25 protein-coding genes and 1 tRNA gene are annotated in these 22,823 nt (G+C 53.8%); 7 read left to right on the forward strand and 19 right to left on the reverse strand.

The features are described 5' to 3' along the window. Positions 1 to 60 precede the first annotated feature (60 nt). Positions 61 to 135: transfer RNA gene (locus JMF94_RS13390), tRNA-Gly, on the forward strand. Positions 136 to 344: 209 nt separating this feature from the next. Further along, positions 345 to 869: a hypothetical protein gene (locus JMF94_RS13395; protein WP_240825700.1), complete on the forward strand. Its 525-nt coding sequence runs from the start codon at positions 345 to 347 to the stop codon at positions 867 to 869. Positions 870 to 959: 90 nt separating this feature from the next. Here JMF94_RS13395 and JMF94_RS13400 read toward each other — a convergent pair whose 3' ends face one another. The 5 genes from JMF94_RS13400 to JMF94_RS13420 form a co-directional block, all read right to left on the reverse strand. After that, a complete protein-coding gene (locus tag JMF94_RS13400; protein ID WP_240825701.1) occupies positions 960 to 1,172 on the reverse strand; it encodes a hypothetical protein in 213 nt (70 codons plus the stop codon). Then, positions 1,165 to 1,434 (reverse strand): hypothetical protein, encoded by a 270-nt coding sequence (locus JMF94_RS13405; protein WP_240825702.1) that lies wholly within the window; start codon positions 1,432 to 1,434, stop codon positions 1,165 to 1,167. Before JMF94_RS13405 ends, JMF94_RS13400 begins: the two co-directional genes overlap by 8 nt. Next, on the reverse strand, positions 1,427 to 1,840 hold the full coding sequence (locus tag JMF94_RS13410) for a hypothetical protein (RefSeq protein ID WP_240825704.1): 414 nt from the start codon (positions 1,838 to 1,840) through the stop codon (positions 1,427 to 1,429). The genes JMF94_RS13405 and JMF94_RS13410 overlap by 8 nt, the downstream gene beginning before the upstream one ends. Beyond that, positions 1,833 to 2,111, reverse strand: a complete 279-nt coding sequence (locus JMF94_RS13415) for a hypothetical protein (RefSeq protein ID WP_240825706.1) — start codon at positions 2,109 to 2,111, stop codon at positions 1,833 to 1,835. The genes JMF94_RS13410 and JMF94_RS13415 overlap by 8 nt, the downstream gene beginning before the upstream one ends. A gap of 68 nt (positions 2,112 to 2,179) precedes the next feature. Then, entirely contained in the window at positions 2,180 to 2,374 is a 195-nt protein-coding gene (locus JMF94_RS13420) for a helix-turn-helix domain-containing protein (protein WP_240825707.1), read from the reverse strand. A 384-nt stretch (positions 2,375 to 2,758) separates the two neighbouring features. Between JMF94_RS13420 and JMF94_RS13425 the strand changes: the two genes are divergently transcribed. After that, a complete protein-coding gene (locus JMF94_RS13425) occupies positions 2,759 to 3,415 on the forward strand; it encodes a hypothetical protein (RefSeq protein WP_240825708.1) in 657 nt (218 codons plus the stop codon). A gap of 333 nt (positions 3,416 to 3,748) precedes the next feature. Here JMF94_RS13425 and JMF94_RS13430 read toward each other — a convergent pair whose 3' ends face one another. The 13 genes from JMF94_RS13430 to JMF94_RS13490 all read right to left on the reverse strand — a co-directional run bounded on the left by JMF94_RS13430 (position 3,749) and on the right by JMF94_RS13490 (position 16,842). Next, positions 3,749 to 4,555: a phosphoadenosine phosphosulfate reductase family protein gene (locus JMF94_RS13430; RefSeq protein ID WP_240825709.1), complete on the reverse strand. Its 807-nt coding sequence runs from the start codon at positions 4,553 to 4,555 to the stop codon at positions 3,749 to 3,751. Continuing rightward, positions 4,552 to 5,043 (reverse strand): ERCC4 domain-containing protein, encoded by a 492-nt coding sequence (locus JMF94_RS13435; RefSeq protein ID WP_240825710.1) that lies wholly within the window; start codon positions 5,041 to 5,043, stop codon positions 4,552 to 4,554. Before JMF94_RS13435 ends, JMF94_RS13430 begins: the two co-directional genes overlap by 4 nt. A gap of 60 nt (positions 5,044 to 5,103) precedes the next feature. Then, entirely contained in the window at positions 5,104 to 5,541 is a 438-nt protein-coding gene (locus JMF94_RS13440; RefSeq protein WP_240825711.1) for a hypothetical protein, read from the reverse strand. Positions 5,542 to 5,551: 10 nt separating this feature from the next. Beyond that, a complete protein-coding gene (locus tag JMF94_RS13445; protein WP_240825712.1) occupies positions 5,552 to 6,655 on the reverse strand; it encodes a primase-helicase zinc-binding domain-containing protein in 1,104 nt (367 codons plus the stop codon). Further along, the gene (locus JMF94_RS13450; protein WP_240825713.1) at positions 6,648 to 7,871 is read right to left on the reverse strand and encodes an AAA family ATPase; all 1,224 of its coding nucleotides are present in this window, start codon (positions 7,869 to 7,871) and stop codon (positions 6,648 to 6,650) included. The genes JMF94_RS13445 and JMF94_RS13450 overlap by 8 nt, the downstream gene beginning before the upstream one ends. Further along, positions 7,858 to 8,166: a hypothetical protein gene (locus tag JMF94_RS13455; protein WP_240825715.1), complete on the reverse strand. Its 309-nt coding sequence runs from the start codon at positions 8,164 to 8,166 to the stop codon at positions 7,858 to 7,860. The genes JMF94_RS13450 and JMF94_RS13455 overlap by 14 nt, the downstream gene beginning before the upstream one ends. Position 8,167: 1 nt before the next feature. Continuing rightward, entirely contained in the window at positions 8,168 to 8,437 is a 270-nt protein-coding gene (locus tag JMF94_RS13460) for a hypothetical protein (RefSeq protein WP_240825717.1), read from the reverse strand. A gap of 123 nt (positions 8,438 to 8,560) precedes the next feature. Beyond that, positions 8,561 to 9,406: a hypothetical protein gene (locus JMF94_RS13465; protein ID WP_240825718.1), complete on the reverse strand. Its 846-nt coding sequence runs from the start codon at positions 9,404 to 9,406 to the stop codon at positions 8,561 to 8,563. A 112-nt stretch (positions 9,407 to 9,518) separates the two neighbouring features. Then, positions 9,519 to 10,718, reverse strand: a complete 1,200-nt coding sequence (locus JMF94_RS13470; RefSeq protein ID WP_240825719.1) for a tyrosine-type recombinase/integrase — start codon at positions 10,716 to 10,718, stop codon at positions 9,519 to 9,521. Between the two features lie 287 nt (positions 10,719 to 11,005). Further along, entirely contained in the window at positions 11,006 to 12,493 is a 1,488-nt protein-coding gene (locus tag JMF94_RS13475; protein WP_240825720.1) for an efflux transporter outer membrane subunit, read from the reverse strand. An 8-nt stretch (positions 12,494 to 12,501) separates the two neighbouring features. After that, the gene (locus JMF94_RS13480) at positions 12,502 to 13,431 is read right to left on the reverse strand and encodes an efflux RND transporter periplasmic adaptor subunit (protein WP_240825721.1); all 930 of its coding nucleotides are present in this window, start codon (positions 13,429 to 13,431) and stop codon (positions 12,502 to 12,504) included. A 216-nt stretch (positions 13,432 to 13,647) separates the two neighbouring features. Then, positions 13,648 to 15,786, reverse strand: coding sequence for an FUSC family protein (locus JMF94_RS13485; protein WP_240825722.1), 2,139 nt, complete (start codon positions 15,784 to 15,786; stop codon positions 13,648 to 13,650). A 126-nt stretch (positions 15,787 to 15,912) separates the two neighbouring features. Next, on the reverse strand, positions 15,913 to 16,842 hold the full coding sequence (locus JMF94_RS13490; RefSeq protein ID WP_240825723.1) for a LysR family transcriptional regulator: 930 nt from the start codon (positions 16,840 to 16,842) through the stop codon (positions 15,913 to 15,915). Between the two features lie 415 nt (positions 16,843 to 17,257). Between JMF94_RS13490 and JMF94_RS15105 the strand changes: the two genes are divergently transcribed. The 4 genes from JMF94_RS15105 to JMF94_RS13505 all read left to right on the forward strand — a co-directional run bounded on the left by JMF94_RS15105 (position 17,258) and on the right by JMF94_RS13505 (position 21,506). After that, positions 17,258 to 17,380: a hypothetical protein gene (locus JMF94_RS15105; RefSeq protein ID WP_022659440.1), complete on the forward strand. Its 123-nt coding sequence runs from the start codon at positions 17,258 to 17,260 to the stop codon at positions 17,378 to 17,380. Between the two features lie 611 nt (positions 17,381 to 17,991). Next, entirely contained in the window at positions 17,992 to 19,593 is a 1,602-nt protein-coding gene (locus JMF94_RS13495) for a translation initiation factor 2 (RefSeq protein ID WP_240825724.1), read from the forward strand. 8 nt (positions 19,594 to 19,601) lie between these two features. Beyond that, entirely contained in the window at positions 19,602 to 20,558 is a 957-nt protein-coding gene (locus JMF94_RS13500; protein WP_240825725.1) for a glycosyltransferase family 2 protein, read from the forward strand. Between the two features lie 39 nt (positions 20,559 to 20,597). Further along, positions 20,598 to 21,506 (forward strand): ChbG/HpnK family deacetylase, encoded by a 909-nt coding sequence (locus tag JMF94_RS13505; RefSeq protein ID WP_240825727.1) that lies wholly within the window; start codon positions 20,598 to 20,600, stop codon positions 21,504 to 21,506. A gap of 149 nt (positions 21,507 to 21,655) precedes the next feature. Here JMF94_RS13505 and JMF94_RS13510 read toward each other — a convergent pair whose 3' ends face one another. Next, on the reverse strand, positions 21,656 to 22,426 hold the full coding sequence (locus JMF94_RS13510) for a methyltransferase domain-containing protein (RefSeq protein WP_022659436.1): 771 nt from the start codon (positions 22,424 to 22,426) through the stop codon (positions 21,656 to 21,658). Positions 22,427 to 22,823 lie beyond the last annotated feature (397 nt).

A 22,823-nucleotide genomic window follows, 5' to 3' on the forward strand; every position in this document is an offset into this window, starting at 1 on the left:
GAGTGCAACCTTGCCAAGGTTGAAGTCGCGGGTTCAAATCCCGTCTCCCGCTCCACTTTTGCGGGAATAACTCAACGGTAGAGTGTCAGCTTCCCAAGCTGAAGGTTGCGGGTTCAAATCCCGTTTCCCGCTCCATAAAAGCTTGCAATATTAGGCTCTTACAGAACACGTCTGTAAGAGCCTTTTTTGTTGCCCTGATTTTGTGCCACTTGTGTGCCACATAATAAAATTTTACTTCGTGAAAGATCGTGAATCTGGTACGGTGAAGACATCGGGGATCAGACCAGAAGCGCCCCAGTAGTCCTTGTTAATGGGCAGAATCTTTTACACAAAATAGGTATCTCATGTGCGACTATTCCCAAGAAGAAATAGAAGTTCTCGAAAAGTTTAATCGGTTCTGTGCAGAAGGTATTGCATGGCAATTTGCTGGATTCGACCGTGAAATAATTGCTGCGAGCAAAAACATCAAATTAAATGGCTTAGAAACAATAAATAAAGCTATTGCAAATGGCGAATATGCAAGGGTGATAGAAGTATATAAGTTTACAAAATTATGTTATGATTTAAAATCGTTGATCAAACTTCGCTTTTATGGCTATTTTTGCGACACCACAGCTAGTTATATAGGCATAAGTCATGACGGATGTTTTTTATCGGTTATTTATAAAGACAAAAAAACGAATGTTATGGATAACCGCGGGTTCCCAGTAGATGGCCAAGAATATCAGGACGCAATGAGATATATCTTTAATATCATCAAGGCAGACACTCCAAAATCAACTATGGAAATTTTTGAGACTCTTGATAATGCCATTTGGGAACAACTCAATAAACTTCTTAAGAAGAAATCACTTCCGGACGATATCTAGAAGTTGCATTATTTCATGTCATCAAAACAAAAAAAATCCCGGCCCATGTACTGAGTCGGGATTTTCATTTAAGGCGGTCTGGCTTTGATTTTAGGCCGCCTTTCTCGCCAGCTCCGATAGCAGATCATCAAGCAACTTTGCCGCATTGGCGATCAGACCAAAGGCCCCGTCAGCAAGTCGGCCTTCGTTGGTGTCTGCCCTCATGAGACGGCGTGCTTCGTCTGCCAAGGCGACAATATCGCTTGCCAGCAGGGAAGCAGAATCGAGGCTAATATCAACGGTGAGGCGAATATCTTCACTCATGGTTTGCCCCTTTGCCGGGCTTCTGTGCCGCCAAGGCCCGCTCAAGCTCATTCTGGCACAGCTCCACATAATCGCCCAAGATGTGCGCGGCGTGGGCAATGAGGTTCAGCCCGGCAAGCAATGACTGCTCGGCGGTTTCGTCGCCAGACTTTAAGCCGTGGTCGAGGTAAGTTTCCCGTAATCCTCGCGCCATGAGTTCAATGGATTCAGACAACATGATAGCGTTACCGTGGTCGCGTATGGTCAGGGGGGTGCTATTCATGGTTTCCCCCTTCCTGCAAGGCAAGAGTAGGCACGGCAGGAGCTTCGAGCACGCTCCCGGCGATAGGGGCAGCTGGCACGCCAAGCCCTCTGCATAGTGCCCCTCGGTAGTTGATTGCAATCCCAATTGCCAGCGCCATGTTTTGCATTGCTCTGTTTGTTTCCGTGTATGCGTCATAGCCCGGGGCGTTCCAGTGATCAAATATCGCGCTGGATGAAAGCCCCTCGGTATCGCCCCCGGCAATCTGTTTCAGCACGGCAGGGTAAAGCCCCTCGGTAAGTCGACCAAGCTCGTGGTGATACGCCTGAATTTCTTTCAGCGTCCGAACCTGAAAGCGGTTAAATTCGTCCCGTAGTATTTTGAGTTGAGAGATCACCGGGTCATTGGGGTGACGGCTGCTAGTCATGGTCGGCCCCCTTGCGTCCATTTTGACGCACTGGAGTCTGTCCGATTGCATCAATGGTCAGGTGCGACAAGTGCGCGAGGATTCGTTTCAGGCCCAAGCGCCCGCAGTCGGAGAACGTCAGGGAGGTATCCAAGCGGTCTTCCATGTTCACTACTTCGGCAAGGAAGGTCGAAAGTTCGTGAGCTTCCCAGAGCAGGGTTTGCAAATCAGGGTCAGATTCTTTGGAGAGGGCGTGCTTGCTGATAGTTTCGGAAGCGGATAAGGATTCCATAGCTGTGAACCTCCTGGGGTTCGTGGTTAGGCTCGGTGGGGAAGTTGCCGCTTCCTTGCCGGGCTGCTTTAGTTGTCTGCCTTTTCCAAGTACTCGTTAAGCGCGGCGATTGTAACGCGCCATTGACGGCCCACCTTCTTTGCTTTGACCTCTCCGCTTGTGAGGAGTTTCAACATGGTGGAGCGTCCGACCTTTAGGAACTCCGCCGCCTCCAGAAGATCAAGGGGGCGCTGCGCCTTTTCGCTTTCAGTTAATGGGGTCACTCTCTTCCTCCTTTTGGAAAAATCTAGTTGACCTATCGTTCATTGTCAACTATTAAAATCTATCATCGTCTAATTAAATCTATCAAAGTTTACATATCACCCCTTATGAGACATGGCCAAAAAACAAATATTCAATGGCTATGGGCGTTTCACAAAATGACGCTGCACACAAAAAATCATTGTGCTACGATTTTGGCGCAACATATTACGCAATTCTCCGTGAAACATTTATCCGTTAGATTGAGATAGCTTTCTATTTGCCATGGCAAAGACTACTTGATATTTTTGCCATTATGCTCTGAGCTAAACACACAATTTTCGAGGCATTTCTCATTAGTGCCTACTGCGGTGACAGGGAATAAATTACTTGCGGGGGTGGAGGGTATGATGCGTTCTATTTGTGCCATATTTGCGCTCATGTATATTTTATTGGGGTTGCATAGCCCAGTCGCAGCAATGAGCAATATGGATCAGGAAAATAAAATTGAAGCCCTAAAAAAAGAAATTGCCGAGATAAAAACCGCTCAACAACAACAATCAGCTATGCTTGAGGAGGTTAGCAAATCCCAAAATCTCCAAAAAACGACGTTTGAATTTATAAGTAATTTTTATGGAAAAAAAGTTACTTCACTTTCTTACTTTTTTCCAGAAAAGGCCGAATTCTCTCCAGCGGACAAAAAATTTCTTATGTTAGCGGCAAGTGGTGGACTTATTTCCATTTCTTGTAAGGATGTAAAAAAATATGCGTCTGGGACAGAAATAGTATTAGGCCTCGTTAATTTTTATTCTGTTAGAATAACAAATTTAAAATTCACAATAGAATATTCAACAGAAATGATTAATGCATTAGATAGTGATAATTTTATTGAACGATATAAGAAATTTGAAAAGGATAAACGCACCATTACAGAACGAGTTGCCACGCTTGTCCCAGGAGTAGAAGAAAAATTACGCATTTCAATTCCAGAATATAAGCCAGAAGATGTAAAATATATTGGTGTCAGTATGGAAGTTGGAGGAATGTCATTTTTGACAAAATAAAAAAAGGCCAAGGAGACTTGGCCGTTAAAATGAATGCATGGAAGCTTGGTCATTAGCCCTGTGAGACGCACTGCTCAAACCGAAGGCGAAGCGAACAAAGGTTGAACAATGGATGAACCAAGAGCGAAGCAAGAACGAAGCTCGGATGAAGCTCGGAATAGCTAGCGTTTTACCGATGCCGTGCAGTACGCGCACGCGCACGCGCGCGAGGCTTGCCGCAAGTTGGCTGTAGATGCGACGCAATACGCGCGCACGCGCGAGGTTTAGGCCACGATCAGAAAGCGACACCCAAAACGACACCTAAAAATAGCCGTTGCACAGGGCGCTAGACGTTCAAGCGGTCAGGCTTTCCAGTGAGGCTTGATACACTCCGTCAGGGATGCTTGCCGTCATTTCCTGCCCGGTCTTGGGACAAATAACCGTTTGTCCTGTGTGCCGGGTGTCGAGGCAGTCCCAACAGGCTTGCCCGCTGTCAAAGTCCATTGCCTCCGAACCGCCCTCGTAGCGTTCACGCTGATACCTCAGCCCATGCCGCCGTATGTAGTCCCACACGTCCGAGCGTTGCCAGTGCAGGAGAGGAGTAACCCGCACCCCGCCACCAGCAGGAGTAATGCTTTCACCCTGCCACGGCTCCCCTTGGTTCATATCGCTCGTAAACGCGCATTTCAGAATGTCACTTGACCTTTGACCCGTAACGAACATATTCCACGCGCCTTTTAGTCCTTGAGGGGCCAATGGTGCCGACAAGATTTCATGCCGTGCGCAAGTGAATGGGCCAGAATCACCCCGCTTATCTTTTGAGTGCAAGAATGCGCTTGTTGAAAGAAGCTGCCCATTGAAGGCATAAGCGCCGAGCAAGAGGAAGTCATCACCGTTCTGGCAAAGCTGAAAACATGTTGGCGGCATGAAGAAAGCGCATAAGTTTTGTTCTGTAAGCTCCTGCAAAGCCCATTTCCAGCGCCAAGACGAGCTGCCGTAGATATGCCCCAGGAAGATCACGGCAGGGGAAGAATGAACTTGCCTCAGCAGGTGAAGGGCAACTATGCTGTCTTTGCCCCCGCTCCAGAACATTGCAGGGCTGTCATGCTCTGCCAGGGCTTTTTCAATCGTTGCCAGGGCATCACGTTCAAGCTGATTCATGCGGCTTCACCTCCCTCAGTGCCTTCACCATGCGCCCGAACCAGCGCGGCTAGGCGTGTTTGCTGTTCCTTCAAAAACTTCTCTAGCAGGCTGTGAACCATGTACTCACCACCTTCACGGCTCCCGCACCAGTGAACATGCAGGCCGTACCGAATCGACCACGCGGCCAGGTTTTGCAGCAGGCTTTGCGGGGTCATGGCGCTGCGGTAGTTATGGCGGCGCACATCGTCCATTGAGGACTCGATCACTAGCCCGAAGTATTCCAGCCCTCGGCCCCTCTCGCATTCGCGCTTAAACCGTTCCCGTCCTGCCGTGAGTGTTCCGCACAGGTCTGAAAGGCTCTTTCGTTCAAGGGCAATGCGATCAGTCAGGCCGTGCAAGGAATAGTCACCAGTTTGCAGAGTGCCGACTTCCACGCTAACCCCTGCATACTTGGGGGCATTGAAGGCATAGGGGGCTTGTTCTCGGCTGTCTTGAACTATGCGCATGCCGTCACCCCCAAGAAAACCCGATTTTGATAAGAATGAGCGTTCATTTTTTGCCATCCCCTACACGACTTCGGGCCGGGTGCTTTTTGACGATTCTGCGGCCTGAAACGGCTTACTGTGCCGAGTGGAAATTGAGCCAAGTACATTTTTCCCCGCTGCGGTTTGCCTGAAATTGGCAGCCCGGCGTTTTTCTCTCGTTCCTGCCGTGACATTCGGGCTTTTGCCCATGCGAAACAGGAAGGCAGGGCAAGGGCCAGCGGCGGCGGTGTCGCCTTGGCAGTCGTCAACCTGCCCTTGGTTCCCGGCTTGGCATTCTTCAACGCAGTATGCGCGGATAGTTTTCAAGGGGCGGTGCTTCCCTGCGGGCAGAGCCACGCCCAGGCGGTAGGCGTAAAAGGGGCAGGCGGTGTGCTGGCATTCAGTCACGTTTGCGGAAACGCCGCCCTGACATTGCAGGCAGAACTTGCGAATAGCTTCAAGTGCGGTAAGTTTTTTCATGGCTGTATCCTTATGCGGCAAGCGCGTAGGTGGTTGAGTTGCGAGAAGCGAAGGCCAGAACATCGGGTACCCACTCCATGACGCTGGGAATGTCGGGATTAATGGGCCATGTCAGCGCGGCCCGGTGCATGTCGCCCAAGTCTTTTGCGCCCACGGCAGGGGTCAGGATTGCTTGCGGATAGGCTGCACTCCATCTCTGCCAGGCGACTTGCCCGCCTTCGTCATTGTCGGGGCAAGCCAGCAGCAAGGGCGCGGCCTGAATAAAAGCGTGGGTGTCGGAGTCCAGCCCCTTCATGTTGCCCATAAGGGCCACTGCGGCCAGTTTCCCGAATGATTCTTGCCAGACTAGGGCGGCATCAAGCGCGGATTCGACCAGAAGCAGCGGAAGCTCGGCACGACCAGCGACAAACGGCACGTTGCTGCTTCCCTGCACTTGCCAATATTTGGGGCGGCTTTCGGGGCGATCATCAGCACAGCGCACGGTTAGGGCTACGGTTCCGGCCTTCCGGCGTGTGGCAATGACAAGGCCACGGGGCAAGAGAAGTTTGTCACGCTTGCCACCGCCAGCCAGCTCAACAACGGGCAAGTCCCACGATTCGCGCAGGATATAGCGATCAGCAGGGTTCCAGCCGATGCCGCAATCTTGCGCGGTGTGTGGGGTCAGGAATCGCCCGCAGATGGCAAGTAAAGCTTCGGGGATAGTTTCAAGCCCACGCTGGCACTCAGCCAGAAACGCGGCGGCGCTGCTCATCCATTCACGGCAGGGCAAGACGCCTGGCTCAGGCTTGGGCGGCACATGGGCCATTTGTAACGGGTGCGCCGGACGGGGCCGGACATGTGTGCGCCGGGCAGAAAGCAAGCTGGTGGTGGTGTGCTTCTGCTCAAGGCCCAAAGCTGCGCATGCTTCCGGGTAGCTCATGCCCATAAACTCGCGCATGAACTGGATGCCGTCACCCTGAGAGCCGCACCCACGGCAAAGGTAAGCTCCACCGCGCGGCCTGTCGGGCCAAACAATAAAGCGATCTTCACCGCCGCACTGAGGGCATGCCCCGGCGAATTCGTGCGGCCCCTTGGGCTTCATGGCAGAAGTAAGAAAAGTCAGAATACTATTCATGGGACAGCCCCCCATCACCTAAGCCGGACAGATGGACAGGGTCTAAAGACCCCTGTCCGTGTCCGTCCGTCTGTTTGGTGCTTTGGGCAGCAAGACATGTCCGGCCAATGTCCGGCAATTGTCCGTGTCCGGCTAATTCCTTTGTGCTGTAATAATCGTTAGTTACAAAAATTAGCCCACGACTGACCAATTCTTTCCTGCCACGGTCAAAGGCTCGGCACTTCGTGTCCGGCTTGTCCGCCGTATGTCCGGCATAAAAAATCGGTCGCCAATCTTCCAAATGGACAGAGTCAGCCCCCGCCGCTTCAAGGGCAGCACAAAGGCTATCCAGGGTGTAACGCTGATTGTCCGCCAAGGGCTTTTCGTCCTGCACGGCTTCCCCATCGGGCAACGCCACGCAGCTTGTGATCCTGTCGCCGTCTTCATCTGGCCCAAGGTCAACCACGGCCAAGCGGAATGGGTGCTTTTCGCCTTCACCGCCGCCATCTTTGACTTTTACGGCTTTCCATTCTCTGCGCTGGCCGTTCCTGGTGGCCTCAATACAGCAGTCCCAGCTTGGTAACTGCGTTGACGAGCCTCGCGCCCCACGGGTCAGGTCTTTACCCGCATGATGGACAAGCAGAACAAAACAATCCTTGCGGGCGGCAAGCTGTTTGCAGCCTTCGATAAGCAAGGTCATATCGTCAGTCCGGTTTTCATCGAGTCCCACGCTGGCGCAAGCTTGGGTATCCACAATGCAAAGACAACCATCGGGAAGGCTGGCCGCGATAGCTTCAAGATCTTCAGGCTTGTAAAACGTGGTGGGAGCGGTTCCTATGCTTATGTTCGGGGGCAATTCTTCGCCGAAATAGTCGATATATGCGGCAATACGGTTGCGCATACCTTCTTGGCCCTCAAGGCTAAAAAGGGCCACGAATGAGGCGTTGACCTTATGTTCATACCAAGCACGACCACGGGCTACATGTACGGCAAGATCAAGGCTAAGAAACGATTTTCCCGCTGTACTTGCCCCATATATTTGCCCGATACCACGCGCAGGAATTAACCCCTTCACGCGCCAGCGCAGCGGGGGGCACTTAAGCACCTCCCCCACGCTAACCAGCGGATAAGGGTCAACGGCGGGTTCCGGCTGTTCCTGCGGTTCTTCCTTTGCCGGGGTTGCAGCTAGAAAGTCCGCTTGAGCCTTGGCAATTGCTGATTGATCAAGCGTTGTCATGCGAAACCTCCCACGGTTGACCAGGGAAGAAATCACATGCGTAATCACCTTTTTTTACCTTATGTCCGCAAAACTGGCATATTCTGCGCACCCTGGCCTGCGGGGTAATTACTTCTCGGCAGTAGAAACAACCATCTATGCAACGGTTGTTTGAAGGTGTGGCGATGGAATATTCTTGACGAACAGGCCGAGCATGGGGCAGGCTAACATTGCTTGGTGCTGCTCCCACGCTGCACAATTTTTCAGGCTCTGGACGCTGCAACGCCCAGGGCCTTTCTTGTTCAACGGCTGCCATGCTAAGCAGCCCTCCCCCGAAACGTGGGCCGGGTCTGGCTATGAATCCACAACACAGCCTCTTTACGGTCACAAACGCGTCTTTTGCCTGAAATAAAACTACTAGGGCCGTGTCCTTCACTAATTTTGTTGTGAATGCTGCCTACGTTTTTGTAGCCAGCTTGGCGGGCAACCCATTCGAGCGGTACAATCTCAGCCGGTGCGGCCTCGTACATGCGCTGAAAGAGTTCCGGCAATTCCTGAATTGCTTGTGGAATTTGCTTTGCATCCATGTTTCTTCATCCTTCGCCCTGTAGGGCAATTGAAGTTTATGGATACAAAATACAATGCCCCAGGGCTGGGGCAGCAACTGGGGCAAGGAGGGGCAAATGGCGGGACAGGTGGGGCAAATGGGCTTATTTTTTTCCTCTGAGGCGTTTCCCTTGTGATCGGGCTGTCTCGTGGCTCACAACAGTTCCCGGATTGGCCGGGAGTAGTCTTCCAAGCTCAGCATTGGAAATTTTAGGACTTGTGAAAACCTCGTCGAGACGCCTTGCAATTTCTTTTGCTGGAATCCCCTCGTTTTGAAGCTGTTTTACCATCCAATCAGGTGTAAGAATCGTGGAGGCGGCAGTATTGGTGCCGCCTTGTATGTTGCTGCTTGGCATTGTCTCAGATGTTTCATAAAGAGCAAAAATGCATGATAGTGGCAAGCTTGCTTGGGATTGGCTTGTTCTCTCAGCCTCCTGCTTGGTGTCATACCAATCAAGCATTGCTTGGGGAACTTTGATCGAAGATTTTGTGATAGCCCACGAAATCAAGTCTGTTGGAATAATATTTATCGAAACAGAACCGTTAATGACTTTGCAATATTTCTCTGTTTTTTCAGGGGTAAAAGGAAACATATTGTGCTTTATGTCGGTCCATAATAAGTCTGCAATTTTTCCAAGCTCACACCGCGCATTAAGCATATCAATTTTTATATCATCAATATCCGCATTTTCCGGCAGGTCACTACCATAATATAAAAGCAATATACAGCTATCGAACGGCCATAGTGGCTTGTCAAACCAGTATGCCCATCTACTAGGGGCATCTTGTAATGAGTGATTTGGCTGTTCAGTGCGTTCTATTTCTAAGTTTTCGTTTTGGTCAAACGCGAATAAATTCCATTGTCCTGCATTTCTAGGCACTATCCCCGCTGCAAGTCGTGCTTTTTCAGCTTGTTTTCTTAGCTTTTTAATTTCTTCATCTGTAGGCATCATTCCCCCCTTGAAGGGTATTCCTTGAATATTCCCCCGGCAGGCGGCCAAGGTTCCGCTTTTCGGCTCGGTTAATTACTCCGAACCTAGCCGGGGAAAATATTTGCTTTTCTCAGTCGTTCTTAAACCTTGTCACCTTTGCACCAGCAGGCCGGGCTGGTTCCGCATTGGCCGCAAGATCAAGGCATTCGTCAATGACAGATGCCGCCCGTTTCATGGCTTCGTCTGCCAAGTGCGCATATCTCTGTGTCATTTGTGGGCTGCCGTGCGTCATGAGCTTTTGCAGGGTGAACAAGTCCACCTTGCCGCTACTGGCAAGCCATGAGGCATAAGTGTGGCGCAGGCCATGTAGGGGGCGAAAATCAGCTGGAAGGCCAGCGACCTTACGTATCCTGTCGGTAAAATTACGGACTTCAACCCGCTTGCCACCCTTTTTGCCTGGGAACACGTATGGGCTAGACGTGCGCTCTATCCCTTCCAGAATCACACGGGCTGCGGCGGTCATGGGAATCTGTGATGTGTTGCCAGACTTTGCGACTTCGCCCCGCAGGGTAATATGCCCGGTGCGAAAATCCAGATCATCCCATTGTAAGGCCAGCAATGCGCCTCTGCGCATACCTGTTGCCAAAGCCAAGCGCACCAGTGAGGCGAGGTTTTGTTCTGGGTCAGCATCCAAGGCATCAAAAAGGGCTTTTGCCTGCTCTGGGGTCAGGCATTCTGTTTTTACGTTATTGACCTTGGGCATATCAAAATGAAGTTTGGAAATATCCGGCACAGTGCAAAGCCCGCGTTGCGCGCCATAACGAATAATACGGCGCAGAAGCCCCATGACGTGCTTGACTGTCTGGGCAGACTTGCCTTGCCCCTCCAAATCTCTACGCATAGAGTCCACATGCGCGGTGCGAATATCATCAGGTGTTGCTTTGGCAAAGCGGGCCAATATTGGAGCGATATTTGATTTATCTGTGTAGGAGCTAGCCCGCCCTTTGTGTGCCTCGTTGTACGTTTCCCATAAAACGTAAATCGTCGGCTTTGACTTCTCTGCATCTCGCGCGGCTTTTGCTTGTGCTCTCTTTTCCTGCAAGGTGGCAGGGCCATTGCCCGTCCTGGCTGCTTCTTTCAGCTTGGCAAGCTCTGCCCGCGCCTTTGCAAGCGTCCATCCCTCAGAAGCCCAGCCCAAGGCCTCTTGCTTCTTTTTCCCGTCCACGGTGAAGCGGAGAACAAAATAGAGATCAGACTTCACGCCATGCTTGCGGGTAGGGTGTACCCTGGCCCTAATACCTTCATCCAACTTTTGCCATTCGCTTGCCATGCTGACCACCTTCGACTTGTGCCACCATTGTGCCACCAATGAAGCATGAAAATGGGCATATAATGGTGAAAGTTTGTGTAGATAAAATGCCCTTTAAAATGGCTTACTGTCAAGGTTTTATGGCATATCAATGAAAGTTAATGGAAGATGCTTAAATCTTAGTTCATTAGATTCCCAAGCTGAAGGTTGCGGGTTCAAATCCCGTTTCCCGCTCCATAAAAGCTTACAGATAAAGCCCTTACAGTTTATAGCTGCAAGGGCTTTTTTGTTGACCTGATGTTGGTCAGCTACCGGGCTGCTGACTTTTTGAACGCATCTTTTTGATCAGCTCCTGCTGCCGATGTATCATCTGACCACCCTGCCCCCAATGATTTATAGAGGGCAATGACGCCGCGCAGTTCTTCCCACTGGCTGAGGGCCAGGGCATCCCGTGCAGTATTAACGGTACGTTGCGCCACAAGCACCGGCATGTAGGCGCTTAACCCCCTGCCATAGAGCAGGGACGATTGTTCCAGGGCTTTCTGGCTGTCAATAACTGCCTCTCTTAGTGAGGCCTGCCGCAGACGTTCACTGTTCAGTGCTGTCAAGGCATCTTCCACATCCCGCAGCGCAAGCCTCACGTCTCGCTCATACACCAGCCTTGCCGCATCGGCGTTGGCTTGCGCCGCCTTCACGCCTGCGCGTGCCCGCCCTCCATCGTAGATGGACTGGCTGACCTGCCCCCCTACCGACCATGCCGTGCTGGCACTGGAAAAGAGGTCGTGGATGAGGCTGACGGTACTGCTGATGCCTAACGGGATAGTAAACCTGGGGAAACGCTCGGCCTCAGCAACGCCGATCTGTGCGGTTGCTGCGGCAAGACGCCGTTCATCAGCCCTTATGTCAGGGCGTTGGCGCATCACCTCCGACGGCAATGAAAGCGGCAGGCGAGCGGGCACAGGCAAGGTTGAAGACGGCTCGGCCAGCGCGGTGCGCCAATCACCTGGAAAACCGCCAGCCAGTACGCCAATGGCATGACTGAACCGGGCAATATCTGCCTCCATCAACGGCGGCTGCGCCTCGGCTGTTTTACGTTCTGCCCGCGCCTGCATCACATCGGCCAGGGTGCCCATGCCCCTTCGTTGGGCCTGCTCAGCCAGTCGCTCACTCTCAAGCAGCGTACGGATGTTGTCATGGGCGATAGCCAGGCGTAGCTGCGTTGCACGAAGGCCCGCGTAGTTGGACACAAGTTCCGCAACCAGGCTCACCTGCAATGCGCGATGATCCTCGGCAACCGCTTCGATGCCCGCATCTGCCGCTTCAACCGCCCTGCGCGTTCCACCAAAGATGTCCAGCTCCCAACTGGCATCAAAGCCAGCAAGCCATGTCCGCGACTCGCCGCCGACCTGCCCGGTGAGGGCCTCGCTGGTGCGCCGCGCCTCTCCAGCCCCGCCGCCGGAAACCGTCGGCCCAAAGGCTGACGCAGTCTGAACCCGCTCCGCGCGCGCCTGACGTAACCGGGCCAGAGCGATACCAATGTCCTGATTCCGTTCCAGAGCCTGATCGACCAACCTGTCGAGCAGCGGATCGTTGAATGACCGCCACCACATGCGCAGCCCATCCTGAGAGTTGCCGGGCAAAGCACTGTTGGCCTCAACCCAGTTTACAGGCAGGTTCAATGTGGGTTTGGTATAGTCCGGGCCTACGGACAGGCAACCAGACAAACCCAGCAACAACGGGGCGATCAGAAATGCGCTGCAAATACGCAGTCGCGCATGATTCCGTGCTGTGTACATGCGCACTCCTACAGCCAACGTTGCAAAAGCGTTGCGAGGCGGCCCTGGGGTGGCCTGTCGCCCCCCGGCGCAGCCACCTCAATGCTGCCAGTCATGCCTGCGGCCAAAACAAGATTCTGAGGGAGTTGTCCAAACTCGACGCGAACCGGAATGCGCTGCGCAAGGCGAACCCAGCTGAAGCTTGGCGCAACGCTTGGCAAACCCTGCGCATCAGCCTGTTGGTTGGCATCGGCTATTCCCCGCCCGATACTCACCACCCTGCCAGGAATCACTTCATCAAAGCCCATCAGGCGGATCTGCGCAGAGGCGCCGGGCTCAATGCCGTGCAATTTGGTTTCTTCAAAATAGCCGATGATCCGGAAGCTGTTTGCGTCCACCAGCGCGATATTTGGCTGACCAGTCACCGCATAGTCGCCCTTGTTCAGCCGCAGGCGCGTTACATATCCATCCACAGGAGCCCGCAGCACGGTGTGCTCCATATCCAGCCTTGCCCTGTCTACAGCAACCTGCGCACTGCGCAGCTCGGCCTGGGCAATGGCCATTGTCTGATTCGCACGCTGGATTTCTTCTGCAGGCACAATATCTTCCATACCACGGCGGCGCCTCGCGTCTTCCATTTTCTGGCGCAGCGACACGTCCGCCGCAGCCAGCTGGGCTTCGGCCTGAGCCAAAGCCAGAGCAAAATGGGCAGGGTCTATGCGGTAGAGCACCTCCCCCTGTTTCACAAACTGGTCATCCGCCACCGAGACATCCAGTACCGTACCTGACACCTCCGGGGCTATGCGGACGATTTGCGCACTGACGCGGCCATCGCGTGTCCAGGGGGCCAAGACATAGGCACGCCAGAGGGCGCTTACCAGAACCCACGCAAGAATGACGACAGTTGCTGTGAGCCCTGCCCTGAATATCTGTTTTGCCGGAAACAAACTGTTAGACATGGAAAACCAACACCTTTTCTGGGAATTAGCGGTTAAACAAAGAGAATCAGCATCGAAACTATGCAGAGGGAAAGAGCAAACCCGAATAAACCGGGATGCCAGACCCACCTCAGCGCGCCGTAGCGTGTAAGCAGGGAGCGAAGACCCAGGTATATTGGCAGCGCGGCGCACGCATAGACAAAGAATGGCGGCAGGTAGATGCCAGCCACCGAGAACTCACTCAGCATCGGAACGACCTCCAGAATGTTGTGAAAAGTAATCTGCGCGATTTTCAAGCAGCGCTGCAATATCAAGCAGCACGACCGTCAATCGTTGCGCTTCGGCTGTGGCGGAGCTCCCGGTCTTTGACAATTGCGACAAGGATCTTGCAGCGCGGCGGGCATGCCGGGCCGCCATTTTTGGTTCTCCGACCCGGCGGTTCATGTAGCGAAAAGCGGTTGCGAGCTGGCGGCGCAATTCAGAATCTTTGGGCGCATGGCGCAGCCAGTTGCGCAGGCGCAAAACCTCCCGCCCCAGATGAATACTGTCCAGCGCATTGGCAATCTCTCGCTCCATCACCTCCGGTTGCGCTCTAAGCAGCGCACCGAGCTGAGCCGTGCGGTGCTGCTGGCTCCATTGCCAGATTTTCGCATCCGTCCGTTTGCCTCTGAAGGCGCCAAGCGCATTATCGCGGATAGCAAGGTGCAAACGCTCGACGTCGCGCGACAAATTGCGCGGCAACAGCACCTTGAACCCCACCAGCGTAAAAAATACCGCCAGTATCCAGGCCACGGAACTGTTGAGAAATAACGTAAAATCGTAGTTCATGGGGTTGTCTGGCGCGGCCAGCGTGGTGAAAGCCACGAGATAGGTGGCCCCGGCCGCCATATGGCGGGGCATGGAGGTTGCGTACACGCCCGGCAGCCAAAAGAGCCCCAGCACCAGGAGCAACAGCGGCAGCCCTTCAACATAGGGAAGCACTATAAAGGTGCAGAAGAATGCCATTACGACGGCAGCCACAGTGCCCTTGATAAATTCAACGGCGCCGAGAGCCGGATTGGGAGCCGTTGACAGCAGCGCGCAGCCCGATGCCAAGCCTGCCAGCATCAGGTTTCCGTACGTCCAGCCAGTCGCTAGCCAGAAAGCGCCGCCCAGCAGCACCGTCAGCATGGCGCGCAGCCCGTTCTGCATCGCTGCCATCCTGTCCCGGTAGAACGGCACGGAGACTTGCGCCGCTGTTGGCAGCGGAGCATGTAAACGTTCAATGCCCTTAAGGGCTTCAATATAGTCATCGAGCTGTTCGAGCAGCCGGTCTCCAGCGATCATCAGTGCGGCATGCTCCGTCGCTTCATCAAGTGATGTCGTGGAAAGCGTGTCCGTTAATCGAGCACGCATATCTGCTAGTATCTGAACGGCACGATCCAGCCCGATGGAGCCTTGTTCTTGCGCCAGTGCCTGACTGGCTTGCTGCCATGCCAGATCCCAGGCAGGCTTGAGCGCTTTCAGGGCGCTCAGGCTTGCGCTGCCTTCGCGCATGGGGGGCATGCCGCCTACCAATGCGGAAAACAGGGAAACCATTGTCTGCCGAACTGTACCGGCACGTTGGGCAAGGTCGGGGGATTCGGCTTTGCCCAGCGCCAGCAGGTCATCCACGCTATACGCTTCAATAATGAGATTGCGCCTGTCCGCATCCAGAGGCTTGCTTTCCGGGCCTTCACCACTGTGTGTCGCATGGTGACTCTTTGAGAGGACACCTGCGGTCGCCGATGCCAACCGATGCAGCTGTGCTTCCAGACGACTTTGCACACTGCGGTTGCTGAAGAGTGCGGACACGCACACCAGGCACACCACGCCGATCGACACGGAAGCCCCACGCCCCATTACCTGAGAAAACGTAAGTTCCGGATGTTCCATGGCTCCATAGGCCGCCATCCCCACGGTATAGCCCGCAAGGGTTGCGCCATACGCCCGAAAATGGCGCAGAAGCGTCATCCCCACCACACAAACGCCCATCCACAGGCCAAAGCCGAACAGGAACAGCCAGGGACTCTGGCCAAATAAACTCATCAGAATAAAGGACGCCAGCATTCCGGCCAGCGTGCCAAGTATCCGCCACACGCCTTTTCCTATTACAGCACCCTGCACCGGGTTGATGACAAGAAGCACACTGGATGCAGCTGAATACGGCGCGCGCAGATCCAGCCAATAGGCAACTACAAGCGCCATGCCTGCGGCAAGAATCGAACGCACTACGTAGGTTGCGCGTGGCGTGGTCAGGTCAAAATATGGCAGCCAGCGGAAAAACCATCCCCGGAGCTGGGAAAGATAGGAGGTAAAAAAGCCTGAAGGTGCCGAAGACACATTCGCGTAAGACATGATAGAACCCTTCTGCAATGACGTAATAAGCGCCACTGTAGATATGCCCTACCATTCCGAAAAGTGAATTTATTGCATTTTTATGATTGCGTTAAACGCACGCATTGAAGGTTGCTCCTCCTCTCACTATTTTGCTTGCCTGGCCGTCTGCGCGGCATTGCCGTTGCAGAGAGCATGGATTGTACGCCGCAGCCACCGATGCGCAGGATCGTTCTCCAGGCGAGGGTGCCATGCCTGCATCAGCAGCACGGTTTCCAATGGAACCGGCAGTTCGAACAGACGGATGCGCAGGCCTGCGGCAAGCGCGCTGCTGGCCAGATTTTTGGGCAAAATCAGCAGTAGGTCAGAATCCTGCAGCGCGAACAATGCCGTGTACGGGTTCGGCACGACCAGAGCAACATGGCGGCGTAACCCATGTTCTTCCAGTGCTGCGTCTATGGGGCCAACGGACTTTCCGCGCCGCGAAACGTTGACATGCTCCCAGCGGGTAAGGCACTCGGGGGTAATTTCGTCGTCAAAAACCGGATGATTTGTTCGGGCAACGCCAACGTACGTCGTAGTAAACAGCGACTGCACGCGAATCTCCGGCCCCAGCTTGCGTGAGCCACTGATGAAGAGATCAATGCGACCACTGCGCAGCGCCTCCTCGTCCACGTCATCTTCTTCCGGCGAAAAGCGCAACATGGCGCGGGGCATATCCGTTGCCATAATACCCAACAGATGCCCCAGATACATGCTCACAAACTCATCGGTGGCACGCACATTAAAGCGCCTCTCCAGTGATTTCAGGTCGATCTCGGCATCGGATGAAAAAACCAGCGAAGCCTGCTCGACCGCCATGTGCACCTGCTCGCGCAGCGCGAGTGCTTTAGGCGTCGGCATGAGCTTTCTCCCGACCTGGATAAATACGGGGTCGCCCAGTGCATCCCGAATCCGGCTCAAGGTGCGGCTCATCGCCGGGGGGCTCAAATTCATGCGCCTGGCAGCGCCATTGACGCTGCCTTCTTCCAGCAATGCATCCAAAGCCAAAAGCAAATTAAGATCCGGACGTGCCATGCCATCTCCAATCCGTTAACTAAAACGCAATCACATTTAACTCTGAATAATGCGAAGAACATTAAAAAACAAGCGCACTCAAAATGGTGATGCATCAAATTTTCTCGACCACCACCTTTTGGCTGTTTCTTGTGAGGAATCTGCTGCTTGCTGCCACAACAAATGACAGATTGCCACATTCCCTGTGGTGGTGCCTTTGGGGTTTTCCGGGGCCAGAATCTTGCCGCGATAATTTTTTATTTTTACCAGACAATATAACCACATAAAATATATTGCAGTATTAACAAACAAAAGTTCCAACCTGAATATTCCGAACGCCGAAGCTCCCCGAACTATTGCAAGCCACTTATGAGAGTGCTAGATTTTACCTGCGAAGTTTTTTTGTTCGCAACCACCAGAACCAAGGAGGCGAAGTATGGAATATGCCGTTATGCTGGGGACCGTCGGATGCCGCAAAGAGGATTCAATCCTCGGCTCTGTTTGGGGTGGTTGGATGAACTGGTGGCGTCGAATGCTGGCAGCCGCCGACCGCTTTTGAGCACAGCATGTGACACCGCACGCTGTAATCAACCTGTGATTGAAGGCCGGGGCAACTCCCGGCCTTTTTTAATTTTGTCAGGGCCAATCAACAGCCCCCGCGCTTTAAGGTCGCCCCCCTGGCGCATCGCGCCCACCACTACGCGTCACTCTCCTGCCGCACCAGAGTCCTTGGACTTATCATCAAGCACTCAACAGGCACGCGCCAACCAGCGCCTGTTGCTGCCTCCCCCATTTATAATCGCCCATGGCGAACCACCCGCCGCTTTTTTTCGCCTCTTCTAATTATAAAAACTATATTATTGATAGAAAATTTAGTATTAAATCTCCACCAAAACAAAATCCTTATTTTTTACAAGGTTGATAAATATGTTATTTTGCAATAGCCTGCCTTCGGTATTTCACTGTATTAAACTGACATCTAGCATTCTTCAAAGGTGCGAGCCACACTCGCATAAAAAAGCACGGAATAGGACTGGCCTATACGTAACGACACTGCATAACCACTATTTACAGCTTTACTGTTCCTTAACAAAACGGCCTTACTAACTAATCCACCCAGGCTTTCAGCAAATGTCCTTCAGATATTCCAAAAATTACGCATTATGGGATATGATTTTTATCATTGCCATTGCTGGCTATACCCTATTTGGACTATGGGGAGTGAGCCTGCTTTCGTGCGACGGGCTTAAAATCAGCAGCGACCTTTGCTGCTATGTGCAAAATATGGCGGGCGAACTGCGCCGTGAACTGTTTTCACTTGACCCGCTATTAGCGCTTCCAACCACTGCAAATTCCATCATCAGTCTTGAATCAACTTTGGCGAGCCTTCTTCAGCCCGATGACGACATTGTGCAGGGGATGCTGCGGGCTGGTGCTGTGGGTGTGTTTTTCCACTACATTGCCTGTTATTATCTAGGACGCCGCCTTTTCGACACGCCGCTGGTTGCCGCCCTGTTTGCCCTGCTGACAGGCGTGACCGTATGGGTCAGTTTTGGTACGTATTGGGGCTTTGGCTCGGGCGACATAACGCCGCGTGTTTTTTATGCCGCTCTGTTCCCGGTACTGCTGGCAGCAACACTTTCCGCTCTCGACAAACCGCAGCTGCGCCCTCTTATTATGTTTGTTTCGGGCTGCGGCATGTACCTGCACAGCATCAGTTCTCTGGTGGCCAGCTGCATGCTGTTTACCGTCTTTTTCTTTCACAGGGCCAAGGGCGACAGCCTGTTGCGGCACGGGGCATGGCTTCTGTTGAGCCTTGTTGCATGGTGCCTTCCAACATTGCTCTATCTGACAAGCTCCATCAAATCCGCTACGCCATTTTCGGCGCAGGATCTGGCAGTGCTCCAGCAGGTTTTTGACCGCCGCTTTCTTGAAGACGAAGGCGGACTCTGGCGCAGACTGATTGGGCACCTGCATTACAAGAGTGACAGTTTTTTGCTCATCCTTGGCGGCATTGCCGGATTCTTTGTTGTGCGCCGCTATGGCACGCCACCCATGAAGCGTCTGGCATCCATTGTACCCACCCTGTTTTTGGGCTTGTGCATAGCCCTGCTCATTTCGGTAGCGGAAACTCACATCGCTCAGACCCTCGGCAGAATGCCCATGGGAGCGGAGCTTCCGCGTGGAATCCGCTTTGTCATCTTTTTATGCTGGCTCATGATTGTGTGCGGCTTTGCCTGTTTTTGGCAACGCGCGCCCAAGTGGGCGGGCCTTGTTGCCCTTTCCGCTGTAATTGTCGTTCTTGTTTGCGATCAGGGCCGCTGGGCCTATGGAGTACGCTTCGCTTTCAGGCATGTGCTGGAGTTACCGCAGCCAGCGCGAGTACAGAATCGTTTGAGCCGGGGGGCCGCTTACGCGGAAGCCCTGCAAGCCGTGCAACGGATCATTCCGCAAGACGCCCCCATTTTTGCGGAACCCGATGCCATGGCCGTGCGCTATCGCCTGTATCGGCCCTTGGCCTACGCTTTTAAAGACGGATCTTCCTATCTGTACAGCCAGGACGCGCAAGGGGCGGCCCGCTGGCTTGACCTGACCGCCATTCGGGATAAACAGGGATTGACCGCAGCATGGCTTGCCTCTGGCGCTCAGTGGATTTTATGCGGCACCATGTCCGAACGGCAGAACATCGAGCAACAGGGAACAGTTCTCTGGAGCAATGACCGCTGGTTTATCGCCAAACGCGGCATTGCGGCTGAACACGTCACGCAGTGAGGCTTTGCATGCGCCAAACCACTCTCTCGATTGTTGCCCCCGTGTACTGCGAGGGCGGCCATCTGCACAAATTTGTGGCTTCACTCGCGGGGGTACTTGCCCCATTGAAGGCTGAAACCGGCCTCTGCTACGAAATCGTGCTGGTTGACGATGGCTCCACAGACGACACGTGGGCCTCAATGCGCACCCTGACCGGGCAATATGCCAACCTGCGCTGCCTGCGCCTGAGCCGCAACTTCGGCAAGGATGCCGCCCTTTCCGCTGGCCTGGAGGCCGCGCGCGGAGATGCCGTCATCACCATGGACAGCGACATGCAGCACCCAGCCGCACTTATACCAGAGATGGTGGCCTTATGGCGCACCGGCACTGTAGATGTGGTTGATGTGCGCAAGCAGGAGCGCCAGGTAGAATCATTTTTGAGCAGAATCTGCGCCGTCTCATTTTACCGCATTTTTCAGATGCTGACCTCATATGACCTTAAAGGCTCGGGCGACTTCAAGCTACTTGACCGCAAGGTGGTTGAGGCCTGGAAAAATCTTGGCGAACGCAAGCTCTTTTACCGGGGGCTGACATCGTGGATGGGATTTCAGCACAAAGAAATTCTGTTTACGCCCTGCGCCCGTTGCGGCGGCACCAGCAAATGGAGCTTGACCCGCAGAGTCACCCTGGCCGTTGATTCCATGACGTCTTTCAGCGGTAAGCCCTTGCTGATCATTGGCATTATTACCCTGCTGTTCTATGGTTTTTCGTTTATTGTAGGCTGCGAGGCGCTGTGGAGCTATGCCACAGGGCAAGCGGAATCGGGCTTTACCACGGTCATTCTGCTGATGCTGCTGACCGGCAGCGCCATTCTCACAGGCCTGTGCATTCTGTCGGCCTACCTGCACCACGCCTTTGTCGAGCTTAAGGGCAGACCCCGCTATCTTCTGGCCGAGACGCTGGAAGGCGACAAGACGGACGCCTGATTCATGCGCCAGCAAAGCGATGCCGAAAAACAGTCTTTCATGCGTTTTATCGTCCATGCGGATGACTGCGGCCTGACCCGGCAGATCAGCCAGGATATTTTTGCCTGCCTTGCACAGGGGCCGCTCAACTCCGTTTCCGTCATTATGGGCGGCTCGCACGCGACAGAAAGCCTGCAACAACTGGCCGCCATGCCCCATGTTCGTGTGTGCCTGCACCTCAATATTCTTGAAGGGCGCTGCACGGCACCCGTTTCACAAGTGCGCCCGCTGGTTGATGCAGATGGCATCTTTCGGTTCGGGTTGGGGCAGATGCTCTGTAACCTTGCCACTGGCACTGGCCCCAGCAAAAAGGCCCTGCTTTCAGCCATTCGTAATGAATTTGAAGCCCAGATAGATGCCTTTTCCAGCGGCTTTTCACCATTGCGGCAAAGGGGAGGGCTGCATCTGGACGGGCATCTGCACGTGCACACCATCCCCGCCCTGCGCGGGATCATGCGAGACCTCATGCGGGAACACCCTCCTGCCTATGTGCGCCTGCCCAAGGAACCCGCTCACCTGCCCCCGCTGCCATTGGCCCATCTGCTTGTGGGATGCGCGCGGCGCACCCTGCTCGCGCACTGGTCGAGCGGATTTGCTGCCCTGCTGGATCAGGCTGGCATTGCCCATAACAACTTTTTGTGCGGGCTTGTTAGCGGCGGCAACCTTACCGCAGCGCGGGCCGAGGCTTCCCTTGCGGCCATACAGCGCCAGAAGGAGCGCGCCCCGCTGGTGGAAATCATGAGTCACCCCGGTGGCGGGCATGACGCCAGTGATGCCTGTGTGCGGCATAGCGATTTTTACCAGAGCAGCGCACGCCTGACAGAAAAGACCATGCTGCTTGATGGCAGCTTGAACGCAGTGCTGGCGCGCTACGGATCCTTGCAGACCTTTGGGGAAACACAGCCATAGCACCCCATCCAACAAATCCGACAGATGTCGGATTACTCCGGCATTTCACTCAAAAAAATCCCGCACTGCAAACAACAACCGGCCCAAAAGCATAATGCCTTTGGGCCGGTTACATTTGTCAGCAGCAGGCGCTCACGCCTGCATGACCATTATTGACCGCGAATCCAGTAGGTTTCAAAGCCGTCTTCAAGCCAGCCGTCCTTCACCCGGGTGAAACCAGCCTCCTTGAAAAGATCACGGTATTCATCCTGCGTGCGTCGCCAGCCCCAGAACTGCTGCCGACGAATACCCATATAGTGCAAGGCCGCGCGGATGCCGATCTTGATAGCGTTCACAAAACTGCCGATAAACGAATCTTCTTCCAGCAATGACGCAGAAAGCAGCACCAGTTCCCCGCCGGGGGCAAGCTGTGCCCGCAGTTCCCACAGCAGATGCTGGAACTCACGCGTAGGAATGCCGTAGTCGACAGTAGACAGGTAGATCATGTCGTACTGCACATCAGAGGGCAGGCACATGGGCGGCAGCCCGATATAAATGCGGTCGCTGGGTATGTATTCCCGCAGCCACTTCATGCCAACCGTGCTGGGTTCGTTGACGTGCAGTTCAAGCTCCGGCATTTCTTCCAGCAAAATTTTTTCCATATAGCCCACGCCGCTGCCAATGGACAGCACGCGCACGGGTTCCGTGCGCCCTGCGGGGTCTTGCGCCAGTTTTGCACGCAACTGACCGATAAGCCACTTTGCGTCTGTGCGTTTGTTTTCGCGCCAGACAGATGGCAAATCTTCCCAGTTCTTGTAGCGGCGGAACAGCTCTTCATAAAAAACCGCATAAAACTTTGGTTCCGCCAGATGAAAGAATGAAATATGTGAAAAGGACGTGAAGGGTATGCCCTGCCAGCTTTCCTGATAAAAACGCCGCACGTTGAAGCCTCCGAGACATGGCCGCAAAAGCTCGCCTCGCGCAGGATTGCGCCCCAGGCAAACTTTCGATGCGCAAAATCATAACCCAACCGCCAGCAAGGTGCAATGCGCGTAAACCGGGCGGCGGCAACTTGCGCAAGAACGTGATCAGGCCGCAACGTTGCTGCAATACTTAAAAAATATCTGGCAGGCACACGCAGCAACCAGCCAGATATCATGCAGCAGCAAGCGCAAACAAATCGTAAAAATCCGCAAGGGGAGGATCTTTCCGATCCCCCCCTTGCCCATAGCTGCCAAACTGGCAGATACTCAGCAAACAGACATCTTGCGGCCACTATCGCCAACAGACGCTCTTTGCTTTCTTTTTTCTGCCCTTAAAACCTGAATGCGGCGTTCC

It is taken from the genome of Desulfovibrio sp. UIB00 (assembly GCF_022508225.1).
In the GTDB taxonomy this organism is placed as follows: domain Bacteria; phylum Desulfobacterota; class Desulfovibrionia; order Desulfovibrionales; family Desulfovibrionaceae; genus Desulfovibrio.

Excerpts from the sequence above, each read along its gene's own strand:
- JMF94_RS13395 (WP_240825700.1), top strand. The coding sequence starts at position 345 with ATGTGCGACTATTCCCAAGAAGAAATAGAAGTTCTCGAAAAGTTTAAT.
- JMF94_RS13400 (WP_240825701.1), bottom strand. The coding sequence starts at position 1,172 with ATGAGTGAAGATATTCGCCTCACCGTTGATATTAGCCTCGATTCTGCT.
- JMF94_RS13405 (WP_240825702.1), bottom strand. The coding sequence starts at position 1,434 with ATGAATAGCACCCCCCTGACCATACGCGACCACGGTAACGCTATCATG.
- JMF94_RS13410 (WP_240825704.1), bottom strand. The coding sequence starts at position 1,840 with ATGACTAGCAGCCGTCACCCCAATGACCCGGTGATCTCTCAACTCAAA.
- JMF94_RS13415 (WP_240825706.1), bottom strand. The coding sequence starts at position 2,111 with ATGGAATCCTTATCCGCTTCCGAAACTATCAGCAAGCACGCCCTCTCC.
- JMF94_RS13425 (WP_240825708.1), top strand. The coding sequence starts at position 2,759 with ATGATGCGTTCTATTTGTGCCATATTTGCGCTCATGTATATTTTATTG.
- JMF94_RS13430 (WP_240825709.1), bottom strand. The coding sequence starts at position 4,555 with ATGAATCAGCTTGAACGTGATGCCCTGGCAACGATTGAAAAAGCCCTG.
- JMF94_RS13435 (WP_240825710.1), bottom strand. The coding sequence starts at position 5,043 with ATGCGCATAGTTCAAGACAGCCGAGAACAAGCCCCCTATGCCTTCAAT.
- JMF94_RS13440 (WP_240825711.1), bottom strand. The coding sequence starts at position 5,541 with ATGAAAAAACTTACCGCACTTGAAGCTATTCGCAAGTTCTGCCTGCAA.
- JMF94_RS13445 (WP_240825712.1), bottom strand. The coding sequence starts at position 6,655 with ATGAATAGTATTCTGACTTTTCTTACTTCTGCCATGAAGCCCAAGGGG.
- JMF94_RS13450 (WP_240825713.1), bottom strand. The coding sequence starts at position 7,871 with ATGACAACGCTTGATCAATCAGCAATTGCCAAGGCTCAAGCGGACTTT.
- JMF94_RS13455 (WP_240825715.1), bottom strand. The coding sequence starts at position 8,166 with ATGGCAGCCGTTGAACAAGAAAGGCCCTGGGCGTTGCAGCGTCCAGAG.
- JMF94_RS13460 (WP_240825717.1), bottom strand. The coding sequence starts at position 8,437 with ATGGATGCAAAGCAAATTCCACAAGCAATTCAGGAATTGCCGGAACTC.
- JMF94_RS13465 (WP_240825718.1), bottom strand. The coding sequence starts at position 9,406 with ATGCCTACAGATGAAGAAATTAAAAAGCTAAGAAAACAAGCTGAAAAA.
- JMF94_RS13470 (WP_240825719.1), bottom strand. The coding sequence starts at position 10,718 with ATGGCAAGCGAATGGCAAAAGTTGGATGAAGGTATTAGGGCCAGGGTA.
- JMF94_RS13475 (WP_240825720.1), bottom strand. The coding sequence starts at position 12,493 with ATGTACACAGCACGGAATCATGCGCGACTGCGTATTTGCAGCGCATTT.
- JMF94_RS13480 (WP_240825721.1), bottom strand. The coding sequence starts at position 13,431 with ATGTCTAACAGTTTGTTTCCGGCAAAACAGATATTCAGGGCAGGGCTC.
- JMF94_RS13485 (WP_240825722.1), bottom strand. The coding sequence starts at position 15,786 with ATGTCTTACGCGAATGTGTCTTCGGCACCTTCAGGCTTTTTTACCTCC.
- JMF94_RS13490 (WP_240825723.1), bottom strand. The coding sequence starts at position 16,842 with ATGGCACGTCCGGATCTTAATTTGCTTTTGGCTTTGGATGCATTGCTG.
- JMF94_RS15105 (WP_022659440.1), top strand. The coding sequence starts at position 17,258 with ATGGAATATGCCGTTATGCTGGGGACCGTCGGATGCCGCAAAGAGGAT.
- JMF94_RS13495 (WP_240825724.1), top strand. The coding sequence starts at position 17,992 with ATGATTTTTATCATTGCCATTGCTGGCTATACCCTATTTGGACTATGG.
- JMF94_RS13500 (WP_240825725.1), top strand. The coding sequence starts at position 19,602 with ATGCGCCAAACCACTCTCTCGATTGTTGCCCCCGTGTACTGCGAGGGC.
- JMF94_RS13505 (WP_240825727.1), top strand. The coding sequence starts at position 20,598 with ATGCGTTTTATCGTCCATGCGGATGACTGCGGCCTGACCCGGCAGATC.